Raw genomic sequence first — 13,895 nt, 5'->3', positions numbered from 1 at the left:
CTCAGCGGCGGCGCGCGGCGCGCCACGCGATCCACAGCTTGCGGATCGGCGTCAGCGCAATGCGCTGGTGCAGCACCTGGTAGCCGTCGCGCGCGATTTCGTCGAGCAGCGCGCCGGCCAGCGCGATCTGCGCGCGCAGCGTGCGCTGTGCACGGCGTTCGGCGGCGGGAATCGCCGCACCGGCCGCCGCGAGCGCGTCGCGCGCGCGGGTCGTCTGGAATTGCAGCAATTCGGTGAAGGCCGGGCTATAGCGACGGTTCAGCAGATCGGCGGCGGTCACGTTGTAGCGCTGCAGTTCGTCGATCGGCAGATAGATGCGGCCGTGGCGTGCGTCGTTGCCGAGTTCCTGCACGAATTGCGCGAGCATCAGCGCGCGGCCGACGTCCTCGGCCCACGGCTGCGGGTCGGTCGGGTCCGCCGAGCTGGCGCGCGCAACCAGCGACGCGAAGGTGCCGCCGACCTGCGCGATATAGCGCTGCAGGTTCGCGAAGTCGAGGTAGCGCGCCTGTTCGAGGTCCATCCCGTAACCGTTGACGAGCGTGCGCAGCGCATCGGCCTCGGCGGCGATCGCCGGGTGATGCTGTGCGAGCGCCTTCGTGACCGGGTGCGACGGTTGCCCGTCGGCGAGTGCCGCGAGTTCCTTGTGCCACCACGCGAGTTTCGTGTGTCCGACGGTCGGATCGCTGGTTTCCTTGACGGTTTCCTCGAGTTCGCGGCGCAGCGCGAACAGCGCGGTCAGGCGCGGCTGCGTGGCGAGCGGCGCCTGGCGCAGCGCGTAGTAGACGCTGGAGCCTGCGGGGGCGGCCTTTTGCTGACAGTAGTCGTCGAAGTTCACGGGCGAAATCGTGTGGGGCGGGTTCGGGGGACGCGCGGCGGCGCGCTGCCGAAACGTCGAGCGCGGCATTCTAGCACCGCGGCACGACGGGTGCCGGCAGGGCGAGACAAGGCCGCACGGATCGGGTAGAATCTCGCGCTCGCCTGATCGGGCGTGCCGGTTTTCGGGCCGGCGTGAAGTCCCGGGCGCGTGGAGCACGCATCTTGCGTCCCGCGCGGTCAGGCGACGGAAATGCGCGTGAGTGGCGAAATTGGTAGACGCACCAGGTTTAGGTCCTGACGCCCGCAAGGGTGTGCCGGTTCGAGTCCGGCCTCACGCACCAGAAGTCGAACGAGCCCCCGTCAGGGTCTCGTTCGCGAAAAAGCGCTGCCGGTCGGCTGACCGCAGCGCTTTTTTATCGTCCATTGATGCCGGTTTTCTCGCCAGGCGTCCGCATTCGCCCGAAAAAACGGCCGCGTGTAATATCGTGCTCACTTTTCATACAAGAAGCACCACGACACCGAGGGGTCGCCGATGAAACACACCGTCCGCAGTCCGATTTTCGTTCTGGCGCTGATGCTCGCCGCGCCGGCCGTCGCCAATACGCCCGCCGACAATGTCGTCTGGAGCGCCAAACCGGTGAAGACGGTCGCATCGTCGTCGGCGTGCACGGCGTACTCGGGACGGGCGATGTCGAGCGGCGAGCCGCTGTCGACGGAGGGTGTGCTCAAAGCGCTCGGCACGTCGCTGGCCGGCGCCGCGCTGGGCGCCGTCGCCGGCGGATATCAGGGCGCAGTCCCCAATCCGTGCCAGCGTCCGGGCCTGTGACGCGCGTGCAGTCGAATCGCCGGGCGCACCGCTTCAACTGACATGCCCGGCTCGACAAACCTCCCCGCGCGTCGCACGACCGCTGCGCTTCGTCGTTTCCGGCGCGCCTATTCCCAGAAGCTGCGGATCGCGACGGCCACGATCACCGGTACCGAGAACACCAGCGGAATCGCGAAATACTGCGCTTCGCGATCGACGACCCAGCTATAGATCACCCACGCCGCACCGATTGCGAACGTGATGAGGCCGACCGTCACGGCGGCGATGTTCAGGGCCAGCTTCGACGGCTGGCGGCGCGTTTTGGCGTTGTCGTTGTTATCGCGCGGGGACGATTTCATCGGAAGAGTGTGGCCTCGGGCCGGAACAGGGGTAAAGCCACAGGAAACCCCATCCGCACGGATCGCGCAAGGGCCGGCGCGGGCCGGCCCCGTCACGCCCGTTCCCGCGCGTTACAACCCGAACGACGCGGCCAGTTCGTCGAGCAGTTCGCGCTGGAACGCGACGAACCGCTCGCCCGGCTGTTGCGCGATCGCCAGGTCGAGCATCGGATCGGCGACCTCGGTGCGCACGCCTGCCAGTTCCTCGACGATCGCGAGCCCGCAGAACGGCACGTACGCCTCCGAATAACCGCCTTCGTGAACGATCACGAGCCGCCCGCCGCAATGGCGCTGCGCGGCTTGCTTCACCGCGCGCGTCATGAACCGGTAGCTGTCGGTATGCAGCTGCATGCGCGCGAGCGGATCGACCGCGCTCGCGTCGAGGCCGCTCGCGATGACGATCAGCTCGGGGCGGAAGCGCGCGAGCGCCGGCAGCACGATCCGCTCGAACGCATACCGGTACGCGTCGTCGCCGCTGCCGGCGAGCAGCGGCACGTTCAGGTTCGCGCCGATGCCCGCGCCTTCGCCGCGATCGTCCGCGCCGCTGTAGCCGGGCGGGAAACAGCGGTCCTGGTGCAGCGAGATCGTCAGCGTATCCGGATCGTCGTAGTAGATCGACTGCGTGCCGTTGCCGTGATGCACGTCCCAGTCGATCACCGCGACACGCTCGATGCCGTGCTTCGCGCGTGCGGCCTCGATCGCGATCGGGATGTTCGCCAGCATGCAGAAGCCCATCGGGCGGTCGCGCAGGCAGTGATGGCCGGGCGGTCGCGACAGCGAGAACGCATTCGCCGCGCGCTCGCCGACCACCGCATCGACCGCCGCGATCGCGAGGCCGGCCGACAGCGCGGCGATCTCGTAGCTGCCCTTGCCGAATGGCGCGAGATCGCCGAGGTCGCCGCCGTTTGCGTCGCTGAGGGCGCGGAACGCGTCGAGATAGTGCGCCGGATGAATGCGCAGCAGGTCGGCCGTCGTCGCGGGCGCGGCGCCGCGCAGGTCGAGCTGCGCGGCGAGGCCCGACGCCTGTACGAGCGACAGGAAGCGGCGCTTCGAATCGGGCGATTCCGCGTAGCCGGCGCTCGACGGCGGCTGGACCCAGCCGCCGACCGGGAAGAACAGCGCGTGCGTGCCGCCGGTATGCCAGAAAGTGCGTTCGTCGGTGAAAAAGGTAGTGCGATTCATGGAGGCGTGACCTGTCACGGTTGGGAGGAAACGGAAGGGCGTGCGCGGCGATCGATGTGGCGCAGCGCGGCGAACGACACGATCGCGACGGCCGTCGCGGCCACGAACAGCGTGCGCATCGTGCCGCCGGCGTCGAGCATCAGGCCGGCCAGCAGCGGGCCGGCGGCGAGACCCGCGCCGATCACGAAATTGAGCGTCGCGACGAGGCGGCCCGACGTGTCGATCTGCGCGACCGTCGCGAGAATGAACGGCAGCACGAAGGTCCATGCAAACTTGAACGCGAAGATCGCCGCGCTGTAGCCACCGGTATGACGCATCGCGGCGAGTGCGACGAGCGACGCCGCGAGCAGTGCGTAGCCGGCCGCCAGCATCGCGCGGCGCGCAAGCCGGCCGCCCGCGCACGAGGCAAGCGCCGCGCCGGCGATCCCCATCACGCTCGCGATCGCGAGCACGTTGCCGGTCGACTGCGGATCGAGCCCGGCCTCGGCCGCCGCGCGGCTCGCGAACGTCCATACGCTGCCGATCGCGAGATAGAACGTCAGCACCGCGCCGATGGCGAGCACGACGAAGTGTCGCGGCGTTTGCGGCGCGTCGCCGCGTGCGCTGGTCGCAGCCGCGGCTCGCGTGCCGAGCGACGGCGAAAAGCCGCGCGACAGCGGCGCCGCGAGCAGCGCGAGCCCGGCGAGCGCGACGTACAGCGCACGCAGCCCGAACGCGGCGAACACGTGCGGCAACACGAACAGGCCGATCGCGCCCGCGATCAGCTGGCCGACGACCCACAGGCCGTACACGCGGTCGCTGTTGCTGCTCGTCGCGGCGCTCGTCATGCAGAGCACCATCAGCGAACCGCCGCCGAGCGCGGTGACGGCGCGCAGCGCGAGCAGCACGGCAAAGCCTGGCATCCACAGCGCGGTCAGCAGGTTGCCCGCGCCGAACAGCGCGATGGCGAGCGCCGCGATGTGGCGCGCGTCGACACGGCCGAGCCACAGGTACGACGGCACGGTCGCGAGGCTGAACGCGCCGAGTTCGACGAAGAAGTAGGTGCCGATCTGCGACGCGGACAAGCCGAGCTGCGTCGCGAGCTGACCGGCGACGGCGGGCGCCACGAGCAGCAACAACGGTGTGATGGCCGCGAACACGACGAGCGCGACGAGCGTCGAGCGCGCGAACGGCGACGCGTGGCCGTCGGGCGAGAGGGCGGCATCCGGGGACAAGGTCTTCATGGCGGGGTCTCGTGGAGGGAATCAGAACAGGTGGTACATGCCGACCATCGCGCCGAACTGCGACGCGCCGGCAAGCGGTGTCGGGTCGTATTCGTAGACGGTCTGCGAGCTCTGGCCGCTGTTGCGCGCATAGCCGAGGTTCACGTACGCGACGGTGCGTTTCGACAGCGCGTAGGTGGTGCTCGCGATGAACAGCGTCGGGTGGCCGATCGCCGGCGTGCGCGAATCGGTGTGGTACACGCCCGCGTTCAGGCCGATCCCGTTCGACGCCAGGTAGCGCGCGCCGCCCCAGACGATCGTGCGCGCCGCGTCGAGGTCGCCGGTCAGGCGTTCGACGCCGGCATAGACGGTGAGCGGCAGCGTGGCGAACGCATAACGCGCGGCGAGCGTGCCGAGTTCGCGACGCCGCGCGGACGCGTCGTCGGCTGCCGATACCTCGCCGTGCGCCTGGTGCAGCACCGCGCTGACCGACAGGCCATTGCTCGTGTACTGCCCGCCGAGCTCGAGCACGCGTCCGGCGCGCGTATTGCCGGCGACGCCGGAGGTCGCGGCGAGCGCTTCGACGTCGAAGCCGGCGAACGTCGGCGACTGGTATTTGACCGAGTGATCGATGAAGTTCGCGTACATCGGCACGAGCACGCCCTGGCCGCTGTACGACCCGTACCAGAGCGGGTCGTAGAACAGCGTCTTGTCGAACAGCACGCTGAACTGGCGGCCGAGCGTGACGGTGCCGACCGGCCCCGCGAGGCCCACGTATGCGCCGCGGAAGAACGCGTAGCCGGGCACGGTCGCGGTGCCGTCGTTGAGGTTGAGGCCCTGTTCGAGCTTGAACAGCGCGCGCCAGCCGCCGCCGAGATCCTCGTGGCCCTTGATCCCGACCTGCGAAGGCAGGATGCCGTAGTTCTGCAACCGCACGGCCGAACGATGCCCGTCGGCGTGCGTCAGGTATTGCACGCCGGCGTCGAGCGCGCCGTACAGCGTGAGGGCGGACTGCGCGTGCGCGGCGGCGCTGCAGGCGGCCAGCGTCGCGGCGGCCGCGGCCGCGCGGATGAAGCGGAGTGTCGTCACGTGGGGTTCTCCATACCATGCTGCATCGGTTTGTCGTTGGTGTTGTCGCGACGCAGTGTCCGCAGCGGGAAAACGGTCGAACAGTCGTCCAGATGAACGGTGCGGAAAACCCGCGGTGCACGGCATGTGCGCCGCGCGATGCCGTCGCGCGCCGTGCTGCGCAGCAGCAACGGGCGGCGCACCGTTCAAATGGATGGGGCTGGCGCGCGTTCCGGCGCCGTGGCCCGCCAAAAAAGCCGCTGGCTATAATCGGCCGGTGTCGTTGCGCACATCAGCAGCCCGACCGGGCAGGGGAGCGGAAGGTGAGGATCACGACGGATATCGGGCAGGATCTCGACGCGCTGCGCGACGTGCCGGCCGCCATCGTCCTCGACGAATTCGCGTGGCCGCCTCTGCCGTCCCGGCGCGCCGACTTCGACGGCGTCACGCGCGGCGACGCAGCGCAGCGCGAACTCGGGCTGATGCTGCTCGACCTGTACGCGGTGGCCGCGCAGTCCGGCATCGGCGAATTCGAATGCCGGTTCTTTTCGCTGCTGCAGGCGCTCATGCCGTTCGATGCGGCGTGGACGGGCGTCGCGACCCATGTGCCGACCGGCCCGGTGATGCACAACAGCTTTTTGTACCGGTTGCCGCATGCGTTCTTCACCGACTGGAAGCGCGTGCGCGATTGCGACCCGCTGGCGCACCGCACGTTGCATGGCGCGCACGGCCGCGCGGTGCGGCTGACGGTCGTCGAGCCGGGGCTCGATGCGCGGTTTCGCGACTGGTGCGTGAAGTACGGGCTCGCGCAGCTGATGTGCGTGTGTACGCTCGATCGCCGCTTCGGCCTGACGACGTTCATGTCGATCTACCGCCAGGGCCTGAACCGGCCGTTCAGCGACGACGACGCGCGACGTTTCGAGGAAGTGATCCCGCATCTGGCCGCCGCGCTGACGATCAATCGCGCGGCTCAACTCACGCGCGAGCGCGCCGACACGGTCGCGCCGGCAGCGCGGGCGCTGTGCGACAACTTCGGGGTGCTGCACCATGCCGATCACGGTTTCGACGACGTGCTGCGCACCGAATGGCCGTCGTGGGCCGGCGCGCGCGTGCCGGAGCCGCTCGTCGCACACCTGCGGCGCCAGTCGGGCCAGCCGTTCGTCGGCGACGCGCTGCGCATCCAGTGCGTGCCGGTCGCGGGGCTGTTCCAGATCGAGGCGCGGCCGCGCTCGCTGCTCGACCGGCTGAGCCCGCGCGAACTCGCGGCGATCCGCTATTACGGCGCCGGGCGTTCGCACAAGGAGGTCGCGCAGCAGATGGCGATCTCGCCGACGACCGTGCGTCACTACCTGCGCTGCGCGTACCGCAAGCTCGGGATGCATGACAAGAGCCAGATCGCCGGCGTGCTGGGCGCGACGGGCGGCGCAACCGACGACGAGGCGGTGGAAGCCGGCGGCGTGCCGCGCTGAGGCGAACGAACGCGTGGGCCGCGTGGTGCGCGGTATGCTGCCCGAATGGTTGTGCCCGCAACCATTGAGCGTTATGCTCGTCAGCTTCCAGGAGACGGAATGCCATCATGAACGACACGAATTCAGGGTCGGTGCGCGCGGCGGTGGTCGGCGTCGGCGCGATCGGCGGTCTGCTCGCGGCCGCGCTGTCGCGAGCCGGCATGACCGTGAGCGCGTACGCGCGCGGCGCGACGCTCGATGCGCTGAATACGCACGGCGTGCGCGTGATCGACGAGGCGGGCGCAATCTCGTCGGTGCCGGTGCGCGCCAGCGACGATGCGGCCGCGCTCGGCGTGCAGGACTACGTGGTGATCGCGCTGAAGGCGCAGGCGCTGCCCGCGCTGGCCGGGCGCATTGCGCCGCTGGTCGGGCCGGACACCGTGATCGTCGCGGCGATGAACGGGCTGCCATGGTGGTTCACGCACGGGCTCGGAGGCGCGATCGACGGCGTGCCGCTCGATGCGGTCGATCCGGCCGGCGCGGTGTCGGCCGCGTTGCCGCCGGCGCAGGCGATCGGCTGCGTCGTGCACCTGTCGTCGAGTACCGACGCGCCCGGCGTCGTGCGTCGCGGGCGCGGCAACCGGCTGATCGTCGGCACGCCCGATCCGCGGCTCGACATGGCCACGGCGCGGTTCGCCGCGGCGCTCGCGGCGGGCGGTTTCGACGTCGAGTCGACGCGCGCGATCCGGACCGAGATCTGGACGAAGCTGTGGGGCAACATGAACATGAACCCGTTGAGCGCGCTGACCGGGTCGACGGCCGAGCAGTTGCTCGACGATCCGTTCACGCAGGATCTCGCGCTGCGGATGATGGAGGAGGCGGCCGCGATCGGTGCGAAGCTCGGCCTGTCCACCGGGATGAGCGGCCCCGAGCGGATCGCGGTCACGCGCAAGCTCGGCGCGTTCAAGACGTCGATGCTCCAGGATTTCGAGGCGGGGCGCTCGCTCGAGATCGGGCCGATCCTCGGCGTGTTTCCGGAGCTCGGCCGCAAGCTTGGCGTGCCGACGCCGTATTGCGACGCGGTGCTGGGGTTGTTGCGCCAGCGCGCGACGAACAGCGGGTTGTAGCGCGACGAGGCCGCTGAATGCGCGGCCGCCGCCGGTAACGTGGCAACACGCGCTTCACGCGATGCCGCCGCATGATGCAAAACGGGCCGCCCGGATTGCGCGTGACGCGACCCGGGCGGCCTGTCTGATTCGTCGGATCAATGCTGCGCGCAGCACCCGGCCATCGCGCGATGCCGGGCCGGCGCGCGGCTCAGTCGTCGCGTTCGGTCGCGTGCGCGACGACCTTGTCGAGCAGCCGCTCGAACGTCTGGCGCTCGCTGTCGGACAGGCACGCGAGCAAGCCGTCGTTCCACTTGCGCACGATCGGCATGATCTTGCGATGCAGCGCCCGGCCGTCGGTGGTCAGCGCGATCAGCACGATCCGGCCGTCCTCGTCGCTCGCGCTGCGCTCGAGCAGCCCCTGGCGCAGCAGTGCTTCGGCCGCGCGGCTCGCCTGGCTCTTGTCGAGGTTGGTGTGGCGCGCGAGATCCATGATCGAGAACGGGCCGAATGCGCCGACGGCGGCGATCACGCGCGCCTCGGGCAGCGAGATGTCGAGCTTGTGCCGGTACACCTCGCCGATCCCGCGGTCGGAGCGCTTCGTGAGCGCATGGAGGCGATAGGTCAGAAACTGATCGAGCCCGGCTTGACGGCCTTTCATGTCGAATCCTGAAGAAAAAGGGCGGGCCCGATTGTTCCTGTATCGCGCGCTCGGGTCAACGGTCAGTGTGCACCGTACTTCAGGCGTGTCAACTGTTCCGCTTCGTTCGCGAGCAGATCGGCCGCATCGCGGATCGCGACGTCGAGCGCGATCGGCCCGGGGGCCGGCGAAAAGCAGCCGGAGAAATGCTCGGACAGGCGCGGCAGCGCGGCCGGGTCGACCGCGCCCGACAGCAGCGAGGCGGGGACGCCAGCGGCCTGCGCGTGCCGGCACGCGATGAACGGCGCCTTGCCGTGCAGCGTCTGAACGTCGGAGCGGCCTTCGCCGGTGATCAGCCAGTCGGCGCCGGCGAGCGCGGCGTCGAGCCCGACCTGGCGCGCGACGACTTCGGCGCCGGCCTCGAACCGCGCGCCGAGCATGTGCAGCGCGAAACCCAGGCCGCCGGCGGCGCCCGCGCCGGGCAGATCGCGGCCGCGGCGGTCGAGCGCGGCTTCGAGCAGATCGGCGAAGTGGCCGAGCGCGGCATCGAGGGTCGCAACCTGCGCGGCCGTCACACCCTTTTGCGGACCGAACACGGCAGTGGCGCCGTGGGCGCCCGTCAGCGGGTTGTCGACGTCGGACATGCCGACGAATTCCGTTTCCTCCAGGCGCGCATCGAGCCCCGACGCGTCGATGCGCGCGATGTCGGCGAGCCGCGACGGCACGGGCTCGACCGGCTGGCCGCTCGCGTCGAAGCATTGCAGGCCGAGGCCCGCGAGCAGCCCGGCGCCCGCGTCGTTGGTGCTGCTGCCGCCGAGCGCGACGAAGAAGCGGCGCACGCCGTCGTCGAGCAGCGCGCGGATCGCCTCGCCCATTCCGCGCGTGCTGCGCGCGTCGACCGGCACGCTCATGCCGACCGGATCGGTAATGCCGACGATCTCGGCCGTTTCGACGATCGCGGTGCGCGCATCGATCACGCCGACCGCCGCGTCGCGTGCCGCCAGCGACGCGCCGGCCACCCGCAGCGTGCGCCGCGTACCGCCGCCCGCCAGCATCGCGTCGAGCGTGCCTTCGCCGCCGTCGGCCATCGGGCAGCAGCGCACCACGGCGTCGGGCCGGGCGCGGCGGATGCCGGTGGCGATCGCGTCCGCGACCTGCTCGGCGGAAAGCGAGCCTTTGAACGAATCGGGCGCGATGACGACGACAGGCGCGGACGGGTGTTGCGGCATGGTGTCTCCGGAAGGCGTGATTGGTGTGAAGAATGCACGGTGAGGCGACGAGCGGGCTCACACGCAATCGGAGCTTACAGGATGGCGGGCCCGTGGTGGATACGCCGTTCGGCATAGCGGCGATCTGCATGCATCGCCGTGCAACGGGCCGTCGACGTGGCGGGGACACACGCGTGTCGCGCTGATCTGGCGGTACGAGGAAAATTGTTTGCTAGAATAGTCGATTCTTCCGGCCAAAGCCGTGCTCCGAGCCGCTTGCGCTAGCCATCCGGCGCGTGCAGGGATGGCGTGGCGCTCCGGCGCGGCGTGCGAGTGCGACGCACCGCACGCTGCAGGCAGGCACGGCAAGGAAAAACCGATTCGCTCGAATAATTTTAGGACGATTGAAGCCATGGCTAACGTTGTTGAGAACCTCGGCAAGCTTGAACGCCGCGTGACGATTTCCCTGCCGAAAGACACCGTGCAGAAGGAAATCGACGCCCGTATCCAGAAACTCGCGAAGAACGTGCGCATGCCGGGTTTCCGCCCGGGCAAGGTGCCGCTCAAGATGGTCGCGCAACAGTACTCGGGCCAGGTCGAAGCGGAAGTGCTGAGCGACAAGATCGGCCAGGAATTCTTCACGATCAGCCGCGCGGAAAACCTGCGCGTCGCCGGCCAGCCGAGCTTCGAGCCGAAGCAGGAGCAGGCTGAAGATGCATACGCGTTCGACGCGACGTTCGAGGTTTACCCGGAAGTGAAGATCGGCGATCTGGCGACGGCTGAAGTCGAGCGCTCGACGACGACGATCGGCGACGCCGAAATCGACCGCACGCTGGACATCCTGCGCAAGCAGCGCGTGCACTTCCACGCACGTGGCGAAGCCGGCGAGCACGGCGACGGCGGCGCGGACACCGCAGCGAAGAACGGCGACCGCGTGACGGTCGACTTCGTCGGCAAGATCGACGATGTCGCGTTCCAGGGCGGCACGGCCGAAGATTTCCCGTTCGTGCTCGGCGAAGGCCGCATGCTGCCGGAATTCGAGACGGCGGCGCTGGGCCTGAAGGTCGGCGAACAGCGTACGTTCGACCTCAAGTTCCCGGATGATTACCACGGCAAGGACGTCGCCGGCAAAACGGCACAGTTCACGGTCACGATGAAGAAGATCGAGTGGCCGCACCTGCCGGAAATCGACGCTGAATTCGCGAAGTCGCTCGGCATCGAAGACGGCGACCTCACGAAGATGCGCGCCGAGATCAAGGAAAACCTCGAGCGCGAAGCGAAGCGTCGCACGCAGTCGATCGTCAAGAACCAGGTGATGGACGCGCTGCTGAAGATTTCCGAACTCGACGTGCCGAAGGCGCTGATCGAGCAGGACCAGCAACGTCTCGTCGAAATGGCTCGCCAGGATCTGGCGCAGCGCGGCGTGCCGAACGCGAAGGACGCACCGATCCCGGCCGAGATGTTCGCCGAGCAGGCCGAGCGCCGCGTGAAGCTGGGCCTCGTGCTGGCTGAACTCGTGAAGGCGAACGGCCTCGAAGCGAAGCCGGAACAGATCCGCGCGGAAGTCGACGAGTTCGCGAAGAGCTACGAAGACCCGAAGGAAGTGGTCCGCTGGTATTATTCCAACCAGCAGCGCCTCGCCGAGATGGAAGCGTTCGTCGTTGAAAGCAACGTCGTCGACTTCGTGCTGGGCAAGGCAAAGGTGACGGACAAGGAAGTGAGCTTCGAGGCACTCGCGAGCGCATCGGCGCAAGCGTAAGTGTTGCTCTAGCGGCGTGCCGGCTGTCGGAGCGACGGCCCGCACGCCGTTTTTACGTCAAGCGCACGGTTGCCATTAATATGGCGATTGAGCGGGCGGCTTCCTTCCGTTCAATTTTCCATTCGAACAAGGTTCATTGAATGATCACTCGCGCTGAATTGCTGGACATGCTTGCTTCGAACGCGCCGCAGGGTTTCGAGGCGCAAGCGCTGGGGCTGGTGCCGATCGTCGTCGAAACGAGCGGCCGCGGCGAGCGTTCGTACGATATCTATTCGCGTCTCCTGAAGGAGCGCCTGGTGTTCATGGTCGGCGAAGTGAACGACCAGACCGCCAATCTCGTGGTCGCGCAATTGCTGTTCCTCGAGAGCGAGAATCCCGACAAGGACATCAGTCTCTACATCAACAGCCCGGGCGGCTCGGTGTCGGCCGGGATGGCGATCTACGACACGATGCAGTTCATCAAGCCGGACGTGTCGACCCTGTGCATGGGCCTCGCGGCCAGCATGGGCGCGTTCCTGCTCGCGTCGGGCGCGAAGGGCAAGCGCTTCGCGCTGCCGAATTCGCGTGTGATGATTCACCAGCCGCTGGGCGGCGCGCGCGGCCAGGCATCCGACATCGAGATCCAGGCACGCGAGATCCTCTACCTGAAGGAACGGTTGAACAACCTGCTCGCGCAGCACACGGGCCAGGACGTCGAGCGCATCGCGCGCGACACCGACCGTGATAACTTCATGTCGAGCGAGGACGCGAAGGCGTACGGGCTGATCGACCAGGTGCTGTTGAAGCGCCCGTGAGCTTAAACGGGGTGCCGCCCCGATTCGCGCGGCGCCCCGCAACGTCCCGAGTGCCCTGAGCATCTGCGGCAAGCGCATCCAGCCGGCTCCGGTCGCGCCCTAGGCGCGGCGTTCGGAGCAATCGGCGTATCATGTCATTTACCTGTCCGGAGGCTCTACATTCATGGCGGACAAAAAAGGTTCGAACAGCGAGAAGCTGTTGTATTGCTCGTTTTGCGGGAAGAGCCAGCATGAGGTGAAAAAACTCATCGCGGGCCCGTCGGTGTTCATCTGCGATGAATGTATCGACCTCTGCAACGAAATCATTCGCGACGAGGCGGCTGCCGCCGGCGTCGAGGCCAGCCTGTCCCGGTCGGATCTGCCGAGCCCGCAGGAGATTCGCGACATCCTCGATCAGTACGTGATCGGCCAGGAGCGCGCGAAGAAAATCCTCGCGGTGGCCGTGTACAACCACTACAAGCGCCTGAAGCATCTCGACAAGAAGGACGACGTCGAGCTGTCGAAGAGCAACATCCTGCTGATCGGCCCGACGGGCTCCGGCAAGACGCTGCTCGCGCAGACGCTCGCGCGGTTGCTCAACGTGCCGTTCGTGATTGCCGACGCGACGACGCTGACCGAAGCCGGCTACGTCGGCGAGGACGTCGAGAACATCATCCAGAAGCTGTTGCAGAACTGCAACTACGAGGTCGACAAGGCTCAGCGCGGGATCGTCTACATCGACGAAATCGACAAGATCAGCCGCAAGTCGGACAACCCGTCGATCACGCGCGACGTGTCGGGCGAGGGCGTCCAGCAGGCGCTGCTGAAGCTCGTCGAGGGCACGATGGCGTCGGTGCCGCCGCAAGGCGGCCGCAAGCACCCGAACCAGGATTTCATCCAGGTCGACACGACCAACATCCTGTTCATCTGCGGCGGCGCGTTCGACGGTCTCGAGAAGGTGATCACCGATCGCACCGAGAAGACCGGCATCGGCTTCGGCGCGACGGTCAAGAGCAAGCAGGAACGCGACGCGGGCGAAGTGCTGCGCGAAACGGAACCGGAAGACCTGATCAAATTCGGTCTGATCCCCGAATTGATCGGCCGCCTGCCGGTGGTCGCGACGCTCGGCAAGCTCGACGAAGCCGCGCTGATGAAGATCCTGGTCGAGCCGAAGAATGCGCTCGTCAAGCAGTATCACAAGCTGTTCGCGATGGAGCGTGTCGAGCTGGAAATCCGGCCGGGCGCGTTGCAGGCAGTCGCCCGCAAGGCGATTCGCCGCAAGACCGGCGCGCGCGGTTTGCGTTCGATCATCGAACAGGCGTTGCTCGACGTGATGTACGAGCTGCCGACGATGAAAGGGGTCAGCAAGGTCATCATCGACGAGAACGTCATCGATGGGGACGGCAAGCCCTTGCTGATCTACGAGGACACGCCGAAGGTGGCGGGTTCGAACTGACCGGCTTGCCGACGATGTTCAGCGAAAAAGGCCG

General features: G+C 68.0%; 14 protein-coding genes and 1 tRNA gene. 7 read left to right on the top strand and 8 right to left on the bottom strand.

Annotated features, from left to right (window positions below; translation table 11 throughout):
- Position 1: 1 nt before the first annotated feature.
- A complete protein-coding gene (gene hpnD / locus DFS13_RS10370) occupies positions 2-835 on the bottom strand; it encodes a presqualene diphosphate synthase HpnD (protein WP_006488013.1) in 834 nt (277 codons plus the stop codon).
- Between the two features lie 235 nt (positions 836-1,070).
- On the opposite strand from hpnD, the gene DFS13_RS10365 reads away from it, so the two are divergent.
- Positions 1,071-1,157 (top strand) — tRNA-Leu (locus DFS13_RS10365).
- 191 nt (positions 1,158-1,348) lie between these two features.
- Positions 1,349-1,642, top strand: a complete 294-nt coding sequence (locus DFS13_RS10360; protein WP_006496343.1) for a hypothetical protein — start codon at positions 1,349-1,351, stop codon at positions 1,640-1,642.
- A 107-nt stretch (positions 1,643-1,749) separates the two neighbouring features.
- Here the strand turns inward: DFS13_RS10360 and DFS13_RS10355 are convergent, their stop codons facing one another.
- From DFS13_RS10355 to DFS13_RS10335, 5 genes are all read right to left on the bottom strand, one after another.
- Complete coding sequence (locus DFS13_RS10355) at positions 1,750-1,980, bottom strand: hypothetical protein (protein WP_006487995.1); 231 nt, start codon at positions 1,978-1,980, stop codon at positions 1,750-1,752.
- Between the two features lie 111 nt (positions 1,981-2,091).
- A complete protein-coding gene (locus DFS13_RS10350; protein WP_111441700.1) occupies positions 2,092-3,201 on the bottom strand; it encodes a class II histone deacetylase in 1,110 nt (369 codons plus the stop codon).
- Positions 3,202-3,215: 14 nt separating this feature from the next.
- Positions 3,216-4,424 (bottom strand): MFS transporter, encoded by a 1,209-nt coding sequence (locus DFS13_RS10345; protein ID WP_006496344.1) that lies wholly within the window; start codon positions 4,422-4,424, stop codon positions 3,216-3,218.
- A gap of 21 nt (positions 4,425-4,445) precedes the next feature.
- Positions 4,446-5,492 carry a porin gene (locus tag DFS13_RS10340; protein ID WP_111441699.1) on the bottom strand — a complete coding sequence of 349 codons (1,047 nt, stop codon included), beginning with the start codon at positions 5,490-5,492 and terminating at the stop codon, positions 4,446-4,448.
- Positions 5,489-5,662, bottom strand: coding sequence for a hypothetical protein (locus DFS13_RS10335; protein ID WP_006496346.1), 174 nt, complete (start codon positions 5,660-5,662; stop codon positions 5,489-5,491). The genes DFS13_RS10340 and DFS13_RS10335 overlap by 4 nt, the downstream gene beginning before the upstream one ends.
- Positions 5,663-5,794: 132 nt before the next feature.
- Here DFS13_RS10335 and DFS13_RS10330 point away from each other — a divergent pair, with 132 nt between their 5' ends.
- Together DFS13_RS10330 and DFS13_RS10325 are read left to right on the top strand one after the other, a co-directional pair.
- The gene (locus DFS13_RS10330) at positions 5,795-6,940 is read left to right on the top strand and encodes a helix-turn-helix transcriptional regulator (RefSeq protein ID WP_048989286.1); all 1,146 of its coding nucleotides are present in this window, start codon (positions 5,795-5,797) and stop codon (positions 6,938-6,940) included.
- Positions 6,941-7,047: 107 nt separating this feature from the next.
- A complete protein-coding gene (locus DFS13_RS10325) occupies positions 7,048-8,046 on the top strand; it encodes a 2-dehydropantoate 2-reductase (RefSeq protein ID WP_006487983.1) in 999 nt (332 codons plus the stop codon).
- Between the two features lie 190 nt (positions 8,047-8,236).
- Here the strand turns inward: DFS13_RS10325 and DFS13_RS10320 are convergent, their stop codons facing one another.
- The gene (locus DFS13_RS10320) at positions 8,237-8,686 is read right to left on the bottom strand and encodes a MarR family winged helix-turn-helix transcriptional regulator (RefSeq protein ID WP_006478574.1); all 450 of its coding nucleotides are present in this window, start codon (positions 8,684-8,686) and stop codon (positions 8,237-8,239) included.
- 62 nt (positions 8,687-8,748) lie between these two features.
- Positions 8,749-9,894: a glycerate kinase gene (locus tag DFS13_RS10315; protein WP_111441698.1), complete on the bottom strand. Its 1,146-nt coding sequence runs from the start codon at positions 9,892-9,894 to the stop codon at positions 8,749-8,751.
- Between the two features lie 391 nt (positions 9,895-10,285).
- Here DFS13_RS10315 and tig point away from each other — a divergent pair, with 391 nt between their 5' ends.
- The 3 genes from tig (at position 10,286) to clpX (ending at position 13,861) form a co-directional block, all read left to right on the top strand.
- Positions 10,286-11,632, top strand: coding sequence for a trigger factor (gene tig / locus DFS13_RS10310; RefSeq protein WP_006489335.1), 1,347 nt, complete (start codon positions 10,286-10,288; stop codon positions 11,630-11,632).
- A gap of 140 nt (positions 11,633-11,772) precedes the next feature.
- Entirely contained in the window at positions 11,773-12,426 is a 654-nt protein-coding gene (clpP, locus tag DFS13_RS10305) for an ATP-dependent Clp endopeptidase proteolytic subunit ClpP (protein WP_006496351.1), read from the top strand.
- Between the two features lie 163 nt (positions 12,427-12,589).
- Positions 12,590-13,861 carry an ATP-dependent Clp protease ATP-binding subunit ClpX gene (gene clpX, locus DFS13_RS10300; protein ID WP_006489345.1) on the top strand — a complete coding sequence of 424 codons (1,272 nt, stop codon included), beginning with the start codon at positions 12,590-12,592 and terminating at the stop codon, positions 13,859-13,861.
- The last annotated feature ends 34 nt before the right edge of the window (positions 13,862-13,895 follow it).

Source organism: Burkholderia sp. 28_3, assembly GCF_003253915.1.
GTDB lineage: Bacteria > Pseudomonadota > Gammaproteobacteria > Burkholderiales > Burkholderiaceae > Burkholderia > Burkholderia cenocepacia.
Note: the sequence above shows the minus strand (reverse complement) of the source record. Positions and strands in the feature narration are given on the sequence as shown.

Excerpts from the sequence above, each read along its gene's own strand:
- DFS13_RS10325 (WP_006487983.1), top strand. The coding sequence starts at position 7,048 with ATGAACGACACGAATTCAGGGTCGGTGCGCGCGGCGGTGGTCGGCGTC.
- DFS13_RS10345 (WP_006496344.1), bottom strand. The coding sequence starts at position 4,424 with ATGAAGACCTTGTCCCCGGATGCCGCCCTCTCGCCCGACGGCCACGCG.
- DFS13_RS10350 (WP_111441700.1), bottom strand. The coding sequence starts at position 3,201 with ATGAATCGCACTACCTTTTTCACCGACGAACGCACTTTCTGGCATACC.
- DFS13_RS10315 (WP_111441698.1), bottom strand. The coding sequence starts at position 9,894 with ATGCCGCAACACCCGTCCGCGCCTGTCGTCGTCATCGCGCCCGATTCG.
- tig (WP_006489335.1), top strand. The coding sequence starts at position 10,286 with ATGGCTAACGTTGTTGAGAACCTCGGCAAGCTTGAACGCCGCGTGACG.
- clpP (WP_006496351.1), top strand. The coding sequence starts at position 11,773 with ATGATCACTCGCGCTGAATTGCTGGACATGCTTGCTTCGAACGCGCCG.
- DFS13_RS10360 (WP_006496343.1), top strand. The coding sequence starts at position 1,349 with ATGAAACACACCGTCCGCAGTCCGATTTTCGTTCTGGCGCTGATGCTC.
- clpX (WP_006489345.1), top strand. The coding sequence starts at position 12,590 with ATGGCGGACAAAAAAGGTTCGAACAGCGAGAAGCTGTTGTATTGCTCG.
- DFS13_RS10355 (WP_006487995.1), bottom strand. The coding sequence starts at position 1,980 with ATGAAATCGTCCCCGCGCGATAACAACGACAACGCCAAAACGCGCCGC.
- DFS13_RS10320 (WP_006478574.1), bottom strand. The coding sequence starts at position 8,686 with ATGAAAGGCCGTCAAGCCGGGCTCGATCAGTTTCTGACCTATCGCCTC.